Raw genomic sequence first — 14,683 nt, 5'->3', positions numbered from 1 at the left:
TAGGCACGAGTCGTGCTTTAATTGACCTGCACGCGAGCGCTTGTCGGTCGGTGCTTTGTTTTCAACAGCTGAAAGGAGGTGATCCAATGTCTAGTGAGAAACCAGGAACGGGAATTGGATCCGTTCGTGCTGGTGGCCTTGGAGAGCAACCTCTCTCTGTGCGCTAGCACTGACTTTAGGTCAGGTCTGACCTGACCAGGATTCAGAGCCCATCCGGCTCACGGAGGCCACCCTTATCGGGTGGCCTTTTCGTTTTCGGGTATAGCAGGCCCATCGGCTAGTTTGCGGAGGGAAGCGTGTTCCACATCCGCCCGCGATGCAGGTCAGAGGTCAGCTGGATGTCCACGCGTTCCTGCGAAAGGCGCTGGCGATAGACCTGCGTATTCTCCAGCACGCGCTGGACGTAATTGCGAGTCTCGGAGAATGGAATGAATTCCACCCAGTCAATCGGATCGACTTCACCTGCACGTGGGTCGCCATATTCCTGGATCCAGCGGCGCGGACGAGATGCCCCGGCATTATAGGCGGCGGCCGTCATGATATAGCTACCATTGAACTGGTTCAGCAGCGTGTCGAGGTGCGCCCCGCCAAGTGTCATATTGTAGCCTGGGTCGTCGGTCAGCCAGGAGGTCTTGAAGGGCAAGCCGATATTGCGAGCTTCAGCCTGCGCCGTGCGAGGCACGAACTGCATAAGACCGCGCGCATTGGCGTGCGACACCGCAGACGGGTTCATTTCGCTTTCCTGACGCGACAACGCGTACATCATGGCGCGCTCGACGCGCGGCTCGCGCAATAGCGGGTAATCCGGAACAGGAAAGGCTGCCTCGGTCGCGACAATGCCCTTGGCGAGGCCAGCTTTCGCGCCGCGAACGCCAATATCTGCGTAGAGATAATCTGAAGCAAGCTGCGAGAGGAGCAGGTAATCTGCTTCGCTGTCGAGCAAGTCGTCGAGATGGTAAGCGAACTGACGAAATTCGCCAGACTCGCCATTCTCAGCGAGCAGCTTTAACGCCCGCACAAGCGGACGCCGGTTGAAGGCGTCGCGCTCAGTTTCGGTAATCTCGGATTGCGCCTGAAGATAGAGCTGAGCCTTGCCGACCTTTTCAGCCGCGAGCTGCCCGTAATAGACGAAAGGATATTTTGCAGCTTCCTCATAGGCTGCTTTGGCCGCTTCATCGTCATCCAGCGCTTCGCTCGCCCTGCCCTGCCAGTAATAGGCTCGGGCGAGGCTGATCGGTGTGGAGACGTTTTCAGCAAGGGTCTGGAAATGCGCCAGAGCGCGGTCGGCCTGATTGAGATGGCGCAGCGCAATCCAGCCCGCAATCCACTCTGCCTCAGCAAAGTCAGTCCCGTCGCTCATGCCGTGCGGTGCCGCAAGCGCATAGGCCGTCTGGAACTGGCGTTCTTTCAACGCATCGCGGATGGCGAGATTGCGCTCGCCCCAGAGATTGTCGCGGCCGGCAGGTGGCACATCAGCGCCGTTAATCTGCGTGAGGAGCGGAACATACGCGCTTTCAGCCTGTCGCGCGCGTCGGCGCCACTTGGCGCGGTCATATAGCAACCCTGGATGATCCTGAAGGCCCGCAGGAACTGCATCGACGGCGGCATCGACACCGCTCGCGCGGGCTTGCAGGCGAATGCGGGCCTCCGTCAGCTTCGTCCAGTCTGAGTTCAGGTATGGCATCAGGCGGCGGGCGGCAGTGTGCTGCGCCGTCCACATCAGGAAGTCTGCACGCTTCTGATGGTCGTCCTGGGTCAGGCTGCTGCCATAGGTCGACAGGACGTCTGAAGTCTCATCAGCGCTCAGCGTATTTCCATGCCAGGCATCGCGAATGATTTGCGTCGCCTTGTCCATCTGGCCGGTCCTTCGATAAGCCTCGGCAAGGGCAAGTCTGCCAGAACCGGATATCGGACCACCGGCTTTCTCGAACCATGCAATTCGCTGCTCATTGTTCAGGGCAGACAGGCTGATCGCCTCTTCGGCACGCACCTGAACGCTACGCATCTGCGGCCAGTCGCCCTGCGTGCTCAATAGTCCGTTCAGCTCATCGAATGACATCTGGACGTCTCCGCGACCACGGTACCAGAGGATGAGCTGGCGAACGGTTTCATCGCGGGCCTGTGCTTCCAGCGAGCGGACAGTCGACCAGTTATTGCTTTCGACAGCATCGATGGCGCGCCGCAATATGCCAGCATCGGTCGTCGACACGACGTTGGATGCAGCAGCCAGATCCGGTTTCAGACTCGGCGCCGTCGGTATGGCAGCCGCGCTACCCGCTGTCATTGTTGCGAGTATTGCTGCTGCAAGAGTTGCCCTTGATGTGCTAACGCGCATAAAGCCCTGCCTGTTTCCTTATAGGTGTCGCCGTGCCAAACACGACGTCACCGATTCCAACACAAGTGTTCAACATATAAATCGCGGCAATATTACGATGTTCCATGGTTCCATTCCTGCTCTCGTCACGCCATTCAAGAACGGGGCCGTAGATCGCAAGGCATTCGCTGATCTGGTCGAACGCCAGATCGAAGCTGGCGCCGGTGCTCTGGTTCCCTGTGGCACCACCGGCGAATCGGCAACGCTGAGCCATGAAGAGCACCGCGAAGTCGTCACACTCTGCATTGAGGTCACCGCTGGCCGGATCCCTGTCATTGCCGGCGCTGGCTCCAATTCGACGCGCGAAGCCATCGGCCTCGTCGAGCACGCCAAGGAAGCGGGCGCGGACGCGGTCCTATGTGTCTGCCCCTATTACAACAGGCCTGATCAGGCCGGTCTTGAAGCCCATTTCCGGACAATTGCCGAAACTGTCGCGATGCCGATCATCCTTTACAATGTACCAGGGCGCACGGTCTCCGACCTGCTGCCAGACACTGTCATCCGGCTCGGCAAGCATCCGAATATTGTCGGAATCAAGGATGCTGCGGGCGACCTTGCCCGGGTCAGCCTGCATGCAGCCGGCCTCGAAGGGGAACAATTTGTCCAGATTTGTGGCGACGATCCCCTGACACTCGGACACCGCGCCATGGGCGGAACGGGCTGTATTTCCGTGACGGCCAATGTTGCGCCAGCGGACATGGCGGCGCTGCACACAGCCGTCGACAAAGGCGACATCGCCGTCGCGCAGGCAATCGAGAAGAAATTCATCGCGCTTCACAAGGCGCTGTTCCTGTCGCCGTCTCCGGGACCTGCGAAATATGCGCTATCCAGGCTTGGACTGTGCGAGGCGTCGACCCGGCTGCCAATCGTCGGACCGGACGAAGCAGCGCGCGCGAAGATTGACGCTGCAATGGAAATTGCAGGCCTTATATAGTCAGGCATGTCCAAGAAGAACCAGATCAAGGGCCGCAGCGACGGCCTGGTGGCAGAGAACCGCCGTTCCCGCTTCGATTACCATGTCGAAGACACGCTGGAGGCTGGCCTTGTCCTCTCAGGCAGCGAGGTGAAATCGCTGCGCAATGGCCGCGCGAACATCGCCGAATCCTACGCCGCCGTCGAGGAAGGCGAACTTTGGCTCGTTAACTCTGACTTTCCGCCCTATGAAGGCGCGAACCAGTTCAATCATGAGCCCAAGCGCCGGCGCAAACTGCTCGTGTCGAAACGGGAAGTGGCAAGACTGGCGCAGGCCGTCGAACGGGCCGGCCGCACGATCGTGCCGCTCAAGCTCTATTTCAACGAGCGCGGCATTGCGAAACTTCTGATCGGCGTGGCGACCGGCAAACGTGCCCCTGACAAGCGCGAGACCCAGAAAAAGCGCGACTGGCAGCGCGACAAGGCCCGGATCCTCAAGGAAAACTAGCCGGTCAGGATTGCCGCAAACTGTTTCGGATCAACGTTGCCACCTGATATAATGATGCCGACGTTCCCGCCTTTCGCCTGTGCAGGCAGATCGTGAAGGGCGCAGGCGAGCGCAGCGGCGCCGCCCGGCTCCACGACCAATTTCAGATGGCGGAACGCCAGACGCATCGCATCGCGAATCTGGTCGTCGGAGGCCGCCCGTCCGCCGGCCAGCAGCTGTTTGCCAAGCTCCCAGGTCAGTTCTCCAGGCGATGGCGTCAGGATAGCATCGCATATCGACCGGGTACCCGGTTCGTTCACCTGGATATCGCCGCTATCGAGTGACCGGCGCCAGTCATCATGGTCCGCCGGCTCGGCAGTCCAGACCCTTGTTGAAGGGCTTGAAGCCGTGAAACCAAGTGACAGTCCAGTGATCAGCCCGCCCCCACCCGCGCAGCAGATGATGTGGTCCAGTTCCACGCCAAGCTCTTGCGTCTGACGGGCAAATTCAACCCCGCAACTGCCCTGCCCTTCGACAATGAACGGGTCATCGAAGCTCGGCACCAGCACCGCGCCCCTTTCATGCGCAATGCGTTCAGCAATAGCTTCGCGGCTTTCGGTATTGCGGTCGTAGAGATGAATATCCGCGGCGTCAGCCCGGACGCCTGCGATTTTCACACCTGGTGCGTCGGACGGCATGACGATCAGGGCGGGCATGCCGAGCAGTCTTGCCGCCCGGGCCACACCTTGCGCATGGTTTCCGGACGAAAAGGCAACCACACCTGCCGCTTTCCTTTCAGGCGGAATCTGCAGGAGGCGGTTCATCGCCCCACGAATCTTGAAACTGCCGGTCAGCTGGAGGTTCTCGCATTTTATGAAGAGACGCGCGCCTGCCAATTCGTCCAGGACATCATTGCGAAGGACAGGGGTCGTGAGCACGCAGCCTTGCAAGCGCGTATGAGCCTCAAGAACCGTTTCAGCCGTTGGCATCCGCATGAGTCTTGTCCGTGTTGTTAAAACCGTCGCAAGGCTGGCCCGGCGGCAACACGCTGGGTCCGGAACCAGTGAACAAACTGGCCAATGCCGTCGCTAAGGCTCACCTTTGGTTTGTAGCCGTAATCGGCCTGCATGCGCGAAATGTCGGCGCAGGTTTCGGTCACATCGCCGGGCTGCATCGGCTCAAGCGCCATGCGCGCCTTCTGGCCCGTCGCCGCCTCGATCGTGGCAATGAAGTCCATCAACGAGACCGGCTGGTTGTGACCAATATTGTAGAGTTTATGGGCAAGTTCGCCTTCCACAAAGATCGCGCGACGCGTCGCGATGGCCATCAATCCCGCGATGGCATCCTCGATGAAGGTGAAATCGCGCTTCATCTTTCCGCCATTGAAAACGCGGATTGTTTCGCCCCTGAGAATGCGGTCGGTGAACGACCAATAGGCCATGTCCGGGCGCCCCCAAGGACCATACACCGTAAAGAATCGAACACCGATCTGGCGGATATCGTAGAGCTTGGCATAGGCTTGGCTCATCAATTCATCCGCGCGCTTTGTGGCTGCATAGAGGGAAACTGGCCGGTCGACATTGGCATCTTCGCTGAACGGCGCGACAGCGTCATCACCATAGACCGAGCTTGAAGACGCATAGATCAGGAGGGGGGCCTTTGCCGCCCGGCGGCAGAATTCCAGCACGGCGAGATGACCTGTCATATTGGACTCGGCATAGGCGAACGGGTTCTCGAGCGAATAGCGAACACCAGCCTGCGCGGCGAGATGAAGCACCCGGTCAATCGAATCGCGTTCGGGCAGAGCCAGCAGCGCTTCATGGTCTGCAACATTCATCTTGTGGAACTGGAAAGCCTTGCTTGCTTGCAAGCGATGCAGGCGCTCCTGTTTCAACGCAACATCGTAATAGGCATTGAGATTATCGATGCCTATGACGTCGTGGCCGGCGTCAAGCAGGGCCTTGGAAATACTCGAGCCGATAAAGCCGGCGACCCCGGTCACAAGAAATTTCATGCGTGCTCCTCGCAACGGAGCCTATAGCCTCGCCCGCGTGAAAGCGACAGCAAATGACCGTGATCGTCAGCTAGCATCGCTGTATTTTGCGAGGATGCGGCGCGCGTCCTCGGCGGTCTCGGGGTGCTGGAGCGCATGCGCAACGACGGCTTCGAAGTATCCCGACTTTGACCCGCAATCGAACTCCTCGCCGTCGAACTCATAGGCGAAGAAGGCCTGGGATTCCATCAGGCGGACCATAGCGTCGGTCAACTGGATCTCCCCGCCTGCACCCTTCCCCTGATCTTCAAGAAGTCCAAAGATTTCAGGGCGCAATATGTAGCGGCCGGTAATCTTGAGGTTTGACGGCGCTTCCTCGCGAGGCGGCTTCTCGACCATGCCGCTCATTTCAATCAAACGGCCATCACGCTTCTTTGGCGCAATGACGCCGTAGGAAGAAACGAGTTCTTCCGGCACCGGGTCCACAGCGACTATATTGCCTCCAGTCTTGTCAAACGCTTCGACCATCTGGGCGAGGCAGGAGGGCCTGGCGCGAACAATAACGTCCGGCAGCAAAACGGCGAAAGGTTCATTGCCAATAATGTCCCTGGCACACCAGACAGCATGCCCCAGCCCGAGCGGGGCCTGCTGGCGCGTGAAACTGGCCGCGCCGGCAGGCAGTTTGGTCCGTTGCACGTCCTTCAGGATGTCCGCCTTCGACGCTTTGGCGGCGAGGGAATCCTCAAGCTCATAAGCATGGTCGAAATAGTCCTCGATGGCCTGCTTGCCCCGCCCGGTGACAAATACAAGATGCTCGATACCGGCTTCCAGCGCTTCGTCGACGACGTATTGGAGAGCCGGCCGGTCGACGACGGGGAGGAGTTCCTTCGGAATCGATTTTGTTGCGGGAAGCACACGTGTCCCGTGTCCTGCAACTGGCAAGACGGCCTTGCGAATGCCCATTCTGATTTCCCCCTGAACTGTCTGGATGGTGGCGAACCATAGCGATTTGCGGCGGCATGGCCAGCCGGGGTTTCACCACATTGCGGAGAAGATGAAGACGCCCATGATGGCTGTGATGCCCGATGACACTGCCAGGACGCGGCCCGTGTCCATCACAGAGCGACGCGGCTCTTCCCGGACGACCGCTTCCTGCAGCTGTTCCTGCAGGACGCGAGCCGGAGACGGGGTTGGCTCTGCGTCCATATCGGCAAGCGCTTCGGTGACGCGGGTTGGCGGGCTCAGCTGTGTTGCCTGCGATTCCTGCACCGCTTCCGGTGTCATCTCCACGTCAGGATTTTCATGTTTGCGCTTGGCGGACATGGCGGGCCTTTCTTGCTGTCACCCTTGTGGCATACCATCCCTAATGAAGCGCTAAGCCGTGGGATGAAATTTATCAAAACCCCTGACTTTTCTGGCGACTAAACTGGCGGAAACTCCCTGCGCGATCCCGCGATTCCAACCGTCCAGAAACCGTCCAAATACCGTCCAGAACCCGTACAAATTTGAGCGAAGGTATCTCAGCGCGTCTGAACCGGCCCAGTACTGCCCAGGCGTTGTGCAGACCTCCATTCAATCTCACATCGGCTGTCGCCATGCCAGAACTCTCATGGGGTCTCGTGCATTCTTCCTGCAACAAAACTCAAAGGACGCCATCATGACGACCAGGACACCGGGCAGGTTCGCCTGGATTGCGAGACTACGGATACCGCTGCTGATTCTGCTGGCTGCCGCGAGCCTGTGGGCGGGGGCGACCCATGTCTGGGCCGGGCATGGGCTGGCCGATGACACGCTGGTCCTCGTGCGTTTCCTGGTGATCGGTGCGATTGGCTGGGCGATCACGGCGTTTGTCGATCTCTCGATCAAGCGGCGCATGGACAAGCTGGTCATCGACACTGACGACAATTTCGAAGCACGAAAATCGGCAACGCGGCTCGACGTGATGCGCCGCGTGATTGTGGTGATTGGTGCAATAGCCACGCTGGCTTCGGCGCTGGTGGTGGTGCCCTGGGCGAGGCAGCTTGGCGTGTCCCTGCTCGCTTCAGCAGGCATTGTGGGTATCGCCGTCGGCCTTGCCGCCCGGCCAGTTCTCTCCAATCTCATTGCAGGCATCCAGATCGCTTTCACCCAGCCCATCCGGATCGAGGATGCGGTCGTGCTCGAGAATGAGTGGGGCTGGATCGAGGAGATCGATCTTTTCTATGTCGTCGTCCGCCTCTGGGACCGGCGGCGTCTCATCGTGCCGCTCACCTATTTCATCGAGAAGCCTTTCCAGAACTGGACCCGAAAGACGGGCACGATCATCGGCTCGGTCTACTGGTGGCTCGATTATCGTGCACCGGTCGCGAAGATGCGCGAGAAGCTGGAGGAGATCGTCCGGACAACAGACCTCTGGGACGGGGATGTCGTGAACCTTCAGGTCTCCGAGACGGACAAGACGTCCATCCAGGTTCGCGCGCTCGCTTCGGCCCGCACGAGCCCTCGCGCCTGGGATTTGCGCTGTTATATCCGCGAGCAGATGATCAACTGGCTACAGGCTGAACACCCCGAAGCCTTCCCGCGCTTTCGCGCGACAACGGAAGTGGAGGAAAAACCGGCACCTTTCGAAATGCCCGCCCCTTCGCAGGATATTGCGCTCGGGGATCAGTCTCTGGAGGGGAGCGAGGCAGTGGATGGGGATAGCACTCGCTAGCGTCGGTCAGATAATCATCGTCATCCCGGAATTTGCACCAGCAAATATCCGGGGCCCAGTCGCTAAACTCAGCCTGGGTCCCGGATAGCCGCTTTGCGTCTTCCGGGATGACGGCTCTGGGGAGGTGGTCTTCGAAATCAGGCGTCCCTATCGATGCGCGTCAGCTCATCTGAGAGCCCATCTCCCGCCATGACCAAACAGGCGAACCGAACCATTGGGAGGTAGGCCCTCAGACCGCTGCGCTGTCGATGGATGCAGAGACCGAGAACTAACCCTAGAGCGTGCTGACCAGATGCCCGCCGTCGACGACGATGGTGGTGCCGGTCATGTAGCTGCCGGCGTCTGAGGCCAGCAGCAGCAGCGCACCGGCGAGTTCCCTGTATTCGCCGAAGCGGCGCATCGGGACGCGTTTGCGCATCTTCTCGCCCTGTTCGCTCTCAAGGAACTCGTCATTGATGTCGGTTGAGAAATAACCGGGCGCGATCGCGTTGGAGCGGATGCCGTAACGCGCAAGTTCGAGCGCCATGACGTGGGTGAAATGTTCGACCGCCGCTTTCGAGGCGGCATAGGCCGCGATCGTATGCTGCGGGCGGCGCGCCGTAATCGAGGCGATATTGATGATAGACCCCGGCTTGCCGGCGTCGATCAGGGCATTGGCGCCTGCCTTCGCGACGCGCCAGACCCCATCGAGATTGGTATTCATCACGGCGCGCCAGTCTTCCTCCGTCATCCGGGTAAACCAGTCGTCGCGGGAAATGCCGGAATTGTTGATGATGATGTCGCAGGGCCTTCCGAGCGTTTCCTGAACGGTTGCGAATGCCGCGGTCACGCTGTCAGGGTCCGTCACATCCATTGCAACGGCGAGGGCCTTTCCGCCGGACGCCTCAATCGCATTCGCCAATGATTCCAGCTTCTCCAGACGCCGCGCGGCGAGCACGACATGTGCCCCGGCAGCGGCCAGCTCCCTTGCGAAGCTTGCGCCCAGGCCACCTGATGCCCCTGTTATGAGCGCTGTCTTTCCCGAAAGATCAAACAATTCCATGCCTCAAATCCTGATTTACTATTGCTTTCACGCAAGATTTTTCCGATCACTCGCCCCATGAAGCTGACAATTCTGAAAGAAACAAGTCCGGGAGAGACGCGCGTCGCGGCAACCCCGGAGTCGGTGAAGAAGCTTGTCGGGCTCGGACATACCGTCACCATTGAGTCTGGTGCCGGTACCGTTGCGGGTTTTCCCGACAAGGCTTTTTCAGATGAAGGAGCAACCATCGCCAAGACGGCGGCGACAGCGCTGAAAGGGGCTGACGTCCTGCTCAAGGTGCGCGGACCAAGCGCGGCCGAGGCAGCCAAGTATCCGGAAGGCCTGACGGTCATCGCCCTGATGAACCCGTTTGCCATGGGCGACGTGACCGATGCGCTGAATGCGAAGAAACTGAACGCGCTCGCCATGGAGTTCACGCCGCGGATCACGCGGGCGCAGTCCATGGACGCGCTCTCATCGCAGTCCAACCTTGCTGGCTACCGCGCCATGATCGAAGGCGCGCAGATCTATGGCCGCGCCATGCCGATGATGATGACCGCTGCGGGCACGGTTGCCCCGGCCAAGGTCTTCGTCATGGGCGCGGGCGTTGCCGGCCTGCAGGCCATCGCAACCGCCCGCCGCCTTGGCGGTGTTGTGACAGCGACAGATGTGCGCCCGGCCGCCAAGGAACAGGTTGCCTCGCTCGGTGCGAAATTCATCGCGGTCGAGAATGATGAGTTCAAGGAAGCCGAGACTGCTGGCGGCTACGCCAAGGAGATGTCTGACGATTACAAGAAACAGCAGGCTGAACTGACGGCGGCCCACATCGCCAAGCAGGATATCGTCATCACGACGGCGCTGATTCCGGGCCGCCCTGCCCCGGTCCTGGTCAATGAGGACATGGTCAAATCCATGCGCCCCGGCTCTGTCATTGTCGACATGGCCGTCGCTGCGGGTGGCAATTGCCCGCTGTCAAAGCCGGATGAGGTTGTGGATGTGAACGGCGTGAAGATTGCCGGCTTCTCCAACCTGCCCGCGCGCCTGCCCGCAGACTCGTCTTCCCTCTATGCGAAGAACCTGCTGGCCTTCCTGCCGCTCATCACGGCGGAGGACGGCGCGCTCAATCTCGACACGGACGATGAGATCGTCACCGCCATGCTGCTGACGCGCGGCGGAGAAACCGTCAATGAAAGGCTGAAATCATGAAAGCCATCCCTGTAATTGCATCCGCAATTGCGCTGGCGCTGCCAGCCCATGCGGCTGAGATATCCAACTTCAATCCGACTGTGTTTCTGGCCGCGATCTTCGCGCTCGCCTGTTTCGTCGGATATTATGTCGTCTGGTCGGTGACCCCGGCCCTGCACACGCCCCTGATGGCTGTTACCAATGCCATTTCGTCGGTGATCATCGTTGGCGCAATCGTTGCGGCAGCGTCCCTGACCAACATCAATGGTGGCTGGATCGCCAAAGGACTCGGCGGCCTCGCCGTGATGCTCGCCAGCGTCAACATCTTTGGCGGCTTCCTCGTCACCCAGCGCATGCTGGCCATGTACAAGAAGAAGGGGGAGTAGGCCGTGGAACAGTTCACAAACACCTGGGCCCCGCTGCTCTATCTCGTTGCGGGCATCCTCTTCATTCTTGCCCTGCGCGGGCTATCCAGCCCGGCGACCAGCCGGAAAGGCAACCGCAACGGCATGATCGGCATGACCATCGCCGTGGGCACGACACTCGTCCTGCTGTGGCCGCTGCTGGACGCCGTTACCTGGGGAATCCTGATCGGCGCAGCGGCAATTGGTGGCACCATCGGTGCGATCATTGCCCGGCGCATTGCCATGACGGCCATGCCACAGCTGGTCGCGGCCTTCCACTCTCTGGTCGGCCTGGCAGCCGTACTGGTGGCAGCTGCGGCGCTCTATGCACCAGCCGGATTTGGCATTGGTGCGGTTGGCGCGATCAACACGGTCTCACTCATCGAACTGTCGCTCGGTTCGGCGATTGGTGCGCTGACCTTTACCGGCTCGGTGATCGCGTTCGCCAAACTCAATGGCAATATGTCCGGCGCGCCGATCATCCTGCCGGCACGCCACCTGCTGAACATTGCGCTAGGCGCTGGCATCGTTGCGCTGATCGTTATCCTGATCATGTCGAATGGGGCGGCGACCTGGGCGTTCTGGGGCCTCACAGCCCTCGCCTTCATCCTTGGTGTCACGCTGATCATCCCGATTGGCGGGGCGGACATGCCGGTCGTCGTGTCGATGCTCAACTCCTATTCGGGGTGGGCAGCAGCGGCGCTCGGCTTCACGCTCGGCAATTTCGCGCTGATCATTACCGGCGCGCTGGTTGGCTCTTCGGGTGCGATCCTGTCCTACATCATGTGCAAGGGCATGAACCGCAGCTTCATCTCGGTCATCCTGGGTGGCTTCGGCGCTGAAGATGGCGGCGGCGCATCTGCTGGTGCGCAGGTCGACCGACCGTTCAAGCAGGGCTCTGCCGAGGATGCGGCCTTTATCATGAAGAACGCCTCCAAGGTCATCATCGTGCCGGGATACGGCATGGCAGTGGCGCAGGCTCAGCACGCGCTGAAAGAGATGGCCGAAGCGCTGAAGGAAGAAGGCGTCGAAGTGAAGTACGCCATCCACCCTGTCGCGGGCCGGATGCCGGGGCATATGAACGTGCTGCTTGCCGAGGCGCAGGTGCCGTATGACGAGGTGTTCGAACTGGAGGACATCAACTCCGACTTCCGCAATTCCGAAGTCGCCTTCGTTATCGGCGCAAATGACGTGACCAATCCGGCCGCCAAGACCGATACCAGCTCGCCGATCTATGGCATGCCGGTGCTCGACGTGGAGAATGCCGGAACGGTGCTCTTCATCAAGCGGTCCATGGGCTCCGGTTATGCCGGCATCGAGAATGAGCTCTTCTTTCGGGACAATACGATGATGTTGCTGTCCGATGCGAAGAAGATGGTCGAGGAGATTGTGAAGAACCTCTAGGTCCTTCCAGTTCCGTCCAAAATCAGAAAGCCCGGCTGCGATGGCCGGGCTTTTTTGTTTATCTCAATGCTGCGTCTCTCCGCGGCCCTCATCCTGAGTTCGTTGAAGGACACCATAGTGCCCCTCTCCAGCCTCCTCGGGAATCGCAGGGTCGAAGATGGCCCCGTGGTCAAGCCACAGGGAATCACCAAGTGGCTTAAAGATCGGCGTCAATAGCCGTCATCCCGGATTGCGCCGCGGCGCAATTCCGGGACCCAGAACAGCATTCGGCTCCAGCCGCGGCTGGGTCCCGGTCTTTCGCTTCGCGAAAACCGGGATGACGGCCAACCAATAGCCTATTCGTCAAACACGGCTCGTGCTTCGTCTTCGCCCATCATGGCCTGGCGGACCTGCGGGATGTTCGGGCCGCCATAGGAGAGGAATTCGTCGTGGAATTGCTTCCAGCCTTCGGTGCCTGTCGCATCCGGATAGTTCGCAGCGACCCAGTCATCACGCAGCTTGCGGATCATCAGCTTGCCCATGGTGTAGTTTAGATAGGCCGGGTCGTAAGTGCCGCGCGCGGCCTGCTGCATGGATGTGCCCGCATCCTGGTAGCACTCCTTGCGGAACAGCTCATAGCTGTCATCCACGCTCCAGCCCTGCGCGTGCAGGCCGATCGCTGAAAGGTAGCGGCAATTGCGCAGCAGGGCTTTTGAGAGCTGGCCGACCCTGGTTTCGAGGTCGCCATCATTGAGCCCGGCATCAATCATCATTTCCTCGGCATAGTGCGCCCAGCCTTCTGCAAAGGCGTAGCCGACGAACATCTGTCCGAAGACGGAGTCGGACCGGTTGGCGTGCAGGAAGTTCAGGAAGTGTCCGGGCCAGACTTCGTGCACGGACGTGCCAAGCAGCGCCATGCGGCCTGGAATGTAGGCGGCGCGGGTCGCCTCATCCCATTCCGGGTCGGGCGGCGAGATGTAATAGACCGAGGGCATGCCGGTCTCATACGGCCCGGGAATGGAGATATAGGCGGAGTTCTGCCGGTTATAGGGCGGCGACTCCTCGACCAGCGCTTCTTCCGTGCCGGGGATGGAAACGAGGTCCTTGTCGATGATGAACTGCTTCAGGGCCGGCAGCGAAGCGCGAGCCGCTTCGACCGGGCCGGGGACCGGCTTGTTGGCGGCCATCTTCTTCATGCAGTCGGCGACGCTCTGTCCGGGCGCATAATCGGTGCAGGCGTCGGCGAGTGCCCCCTGATTGGCCTTCAGGTCGGCCCGGCCGATGGCTTCCAGTTCCTCCAGCGAGACATCGACGCCTTCGGTGAGGCGGACCATGTCCGCGAACTTCGTGGCGCCAAGCGCATAACCATCCGGCGTGCCCGGCTGTGACTCGATATAGGCTGCGACCGAACGCATCGCGGCTGCCGCCACCTCGACCACCGCATCATATTCGGCCTGCAGCGCCTCGTCTTCGACTTCAGCAAAGGCCTGCTTCGCGCCATTTTCATAGTGATCGGCAAGCCCATTGAAGCCCGCCGTGCCGAGCTTCACGTAGGTTTCGGGCATGGGCAGCCTGAGATTGGCCTTGGCCTGTTCTGCCGCTTGCGGGACGTTCCTGGCATATTCGATGAACGCCTTCATCCGCGTCTCGGCATCGGCGTAAGGCCGCGCGACATAGACGCTTGGGCCAAGCGGTCCGAGATAGAAGGACGGATTGAGGTACGGCTCATCAGCATCAGACAGCCAGAACAGCTCACCCTGCATCGTATTGATGAAATACTGGCGCTCAAAGGCGTCGGCAGCGCTGAGCGTTGCCGGATCGATGGCCTTGGCGGCGGTGATCATGCTCCTGCGATAGTCGATCTGCGCCTGCAGGCCTGCCTCGCTGAAATCTGGTAGCTGCCCGTCGAATTCGTGCTTGCCTTGCGAGATGGCGAATGTCGGGTTCAGTTCGAAATACCCGGCCAGAAAGTCCGCCATGAAGGCGTCCCAGCTCACTGTCTCGGCTGCGGTTTCAGCGGACGGCGCAGACACGGAAGCGGTGTTTGGCGCGGTTGTTGTTTCGCTCGTCGTGCAGCCTGCAAGCATGAGCGTTCCGGCCGAAACGGCCGCCATCAGGGTCGGGAATTTCATGGGTTGCCTCCAACAGCTAGATGCGATGGGCGTGACAAGATCACGATCAGGGGTGTGGCACAAACGTGAAAAGGCCCGGCGGTTTGCCGGGCCCTTCTGT

General features: G+C 60.3%; 13 protein-coding genes. 6 read left to right on the top strand and 7 right to left on the bottom strand.

Going from position 1 to position 14,683, the window contains the following annotated elements; all coding sequences use genetic code 11:
• Window positions 1-277 precede the first annotated feature (277 nt).
• On the bottom strand, window positions 278-2,284 hold the full coding sequence (locus B8746_RS02385; protein WP_158084516.1) for a lytic transglycosylase domain-containing protein: 2,007 nt from the start codon (window positions 2,282-2,284) through the stop codon (window positions 278-280).
• A gap of 148 nt (window positions 2,285-2,432) precedes the next feature.
• Here B8746_RS02385 and dapA point away from each other — a divergent pair, with 148 nt between their 5' ends.
• Both dapA and smpB read left to right on the top strand, forming a co-directional pair.
• Entirely contained in the window at window positions 2,433-3,308 is an 876-nt protein-coding gene (gene dapA, locus B8746_RS02380; RefSeq protein ID WP_084391624.1) for a 4-hydroxy-tetrahydrodipicolinate synthase, read from the top strand.
• Between the two features lie 6 nt (window positions 3,309-3,314).
• Entirely contained in the window at window positions 3,315-3,794 is a 480-nt protein-coding gene (gene smpB / locus B8746_RS02375) for an SsrA-binding protein SmpB (RefSeq protein ID WP_084391623.1), read from the top strand.
• Here the strand turns inward: smpB and B8746_RS02370 are convergent.
• From B8746_RS02370 to B8746_RS02355, 4 genes are all read right to left on the bottom strand, one after another.
• Entirely contained in the window at window positions 3,791-4,768 is a 978-nt protein-coding gene (locus B8746_RS02370; protein WP_084391622.1) for a threonine ammonia-lyase, read from the bottom strand. The two genes, smpB and B8746_RS02370, sit on opposite strands and share 4 nt — an antisense overlap.
• 17 nt (window positions 4,769-4,785) lie before the next feature.
• Complete coding sequence (locus B8746_RS02365; protein ID WP_084391621.1) at window positions 4,786-5,787, bottom strand: NAD-dependent epimerase/dehydratase family protein; 1,002 nt, start codon at window positions 5,785-5,787, stop codon at window positions 4,786-4,788.
• Window positions 5,788-5,853: 66 nt separating this feature from the next.
• The gene (gene galU / locus B8746_RS02360; RefSeq protein WP_084391620.1) at window positions 5,854-6,729 is read right to left on the bottom strand and encodes a UTP--glucose-1-phosphate uridylyltransferase GalU; all 876 of its coding nucleotides are present in this window, start codon (window positions 6,727-6,729) and stop codon (window positions 5,854-5,856) included.
• 72 nt (window positions 6,730-6,801) lie between these two features.
• Window positions 6,802-7,089 (bottom strand): hypothetical protein, encoded by a 288-nt coding sequence (locus B8746_RS02355; RefSeq protein WP_084391619.1) that lies wholly within the window; start codon window positions 7,087-7,089, stop codon window positions 6,802-6,804.
• A gap of 334 nt (window positions 7,090-7,423) precedes the next feature.
• Here B8746_RS02355 and B8746_RS02350 point away from each other — a divergent pair, with 334 nt between their 5' ends.
• Window positions 7,424-8,458: a mechanosensitive ion channel family protein gene (locus B8746_RS02350; RefSeq protein ID WP_084391618.1), complete on the top strand. Its 1,035-nt coding sequence runs from the start codon at window positions 7,424-7,426 to the stop codon at window positions 8,456-8,458.
• Window positions 8,459-8,732: 274 nt separating this feature from the next.
• Here B8746_RS02350 and B8746_RS02345 read toward each other — a convergent pair whose 3' ends face one another.
• On the bottom strand, window positions 8,733-9,500 hold the full coding sequence (locus B8746_RS02345; protein WP_084391617.1) for an SDR family NAD(P)-dependent oxidoreductase: 768 nt from the start codon (window positions 9,498-9,500) through the stop codon (window positions 8,733-8,735).
• A 57-nt stretch (window positions 9,501-9,557) separates the two neighbouring features.
• On the opposite strand from B8746_RS02345, the gene B8746_RS02340 reads away from it, so the two are divergent.
• The 3 genes from B8746_RS02340 to B8746_RS02330 are packed head-to-tail and all read left to right on the top strand — an operon-like array spanning window position 9,558 to window position 12,472.
• Complete coding sequence (locus B8746_RS02340) at window positions 9,558-10,685, top strand: Re/Si-specific NAD(P)(+) transhydrogenase subunit alpha (RefSeq protein WP_084391616.1); 1,128 nt, start codon at window positions 9,558-9,560, stop codon at window positions 10,683-10,685.
• A complete protein-coding gene (locus B8746_RS02335; RefSeq protein ID WP_084391615.1) occupies window positions 10,682-11,050 on the top strand; it encodes a proton-translocating transhydrogenase family protein in 369 nt (122 codons plus the stop codon). The genes B8746_RS02340 and B8746_RS02335 overlap by 4 nt, the downstream gene beginning before the upstream one ends.
• Window positions 11,051-11,053: 3 nt before the next feature.
• On the top strand, window positions 11,054-12,472 hold the full coding sequence (locus B8746_RS02330; RefSeq protein WP_084391614.1) for an NAD(P)(+) transhydrogenase (Re/Si-specific) subunit beta: 1,419 nt from the start codon (window positions 11,054-11,056) through the stop codon (window positions 12,470-12,472).
• Window positions 12,473-12,807: 335 nt separating this feature from the next.
• On the opposite strand, the gene B8746_RS02325 is transcribed toward B8746_RS02330, so the two are convergent.
• On the bottom strand, window positions 12,808-14,583 hold the full coding sequence (locus tag B8746_RS02325) for a DUF885 domain-containing protein (RefSeq protein ID WP_084391613.1): 1,776 nt from the start codon (window positions 14,581-14,583) through the stop codon (window positions 12,808-12,810).
• Window positions 14,584-14,683: the final 100 nt, after the last annotated feature.

This window comes from Henriciella pelagia, from assembly GCF_002088945.1.
Taxonomy (GTDB): Bacteria; Pseudomonadota; Alphaproteobacteria; order Caulobacterales; family Hyphomonadaceae; genus Henriciella; species Henriciella pelagia.
Note: the sequence above shows the minus strand (reverse complement) of the source record. Positions and strands in the feature narration are given on the sequence as shown.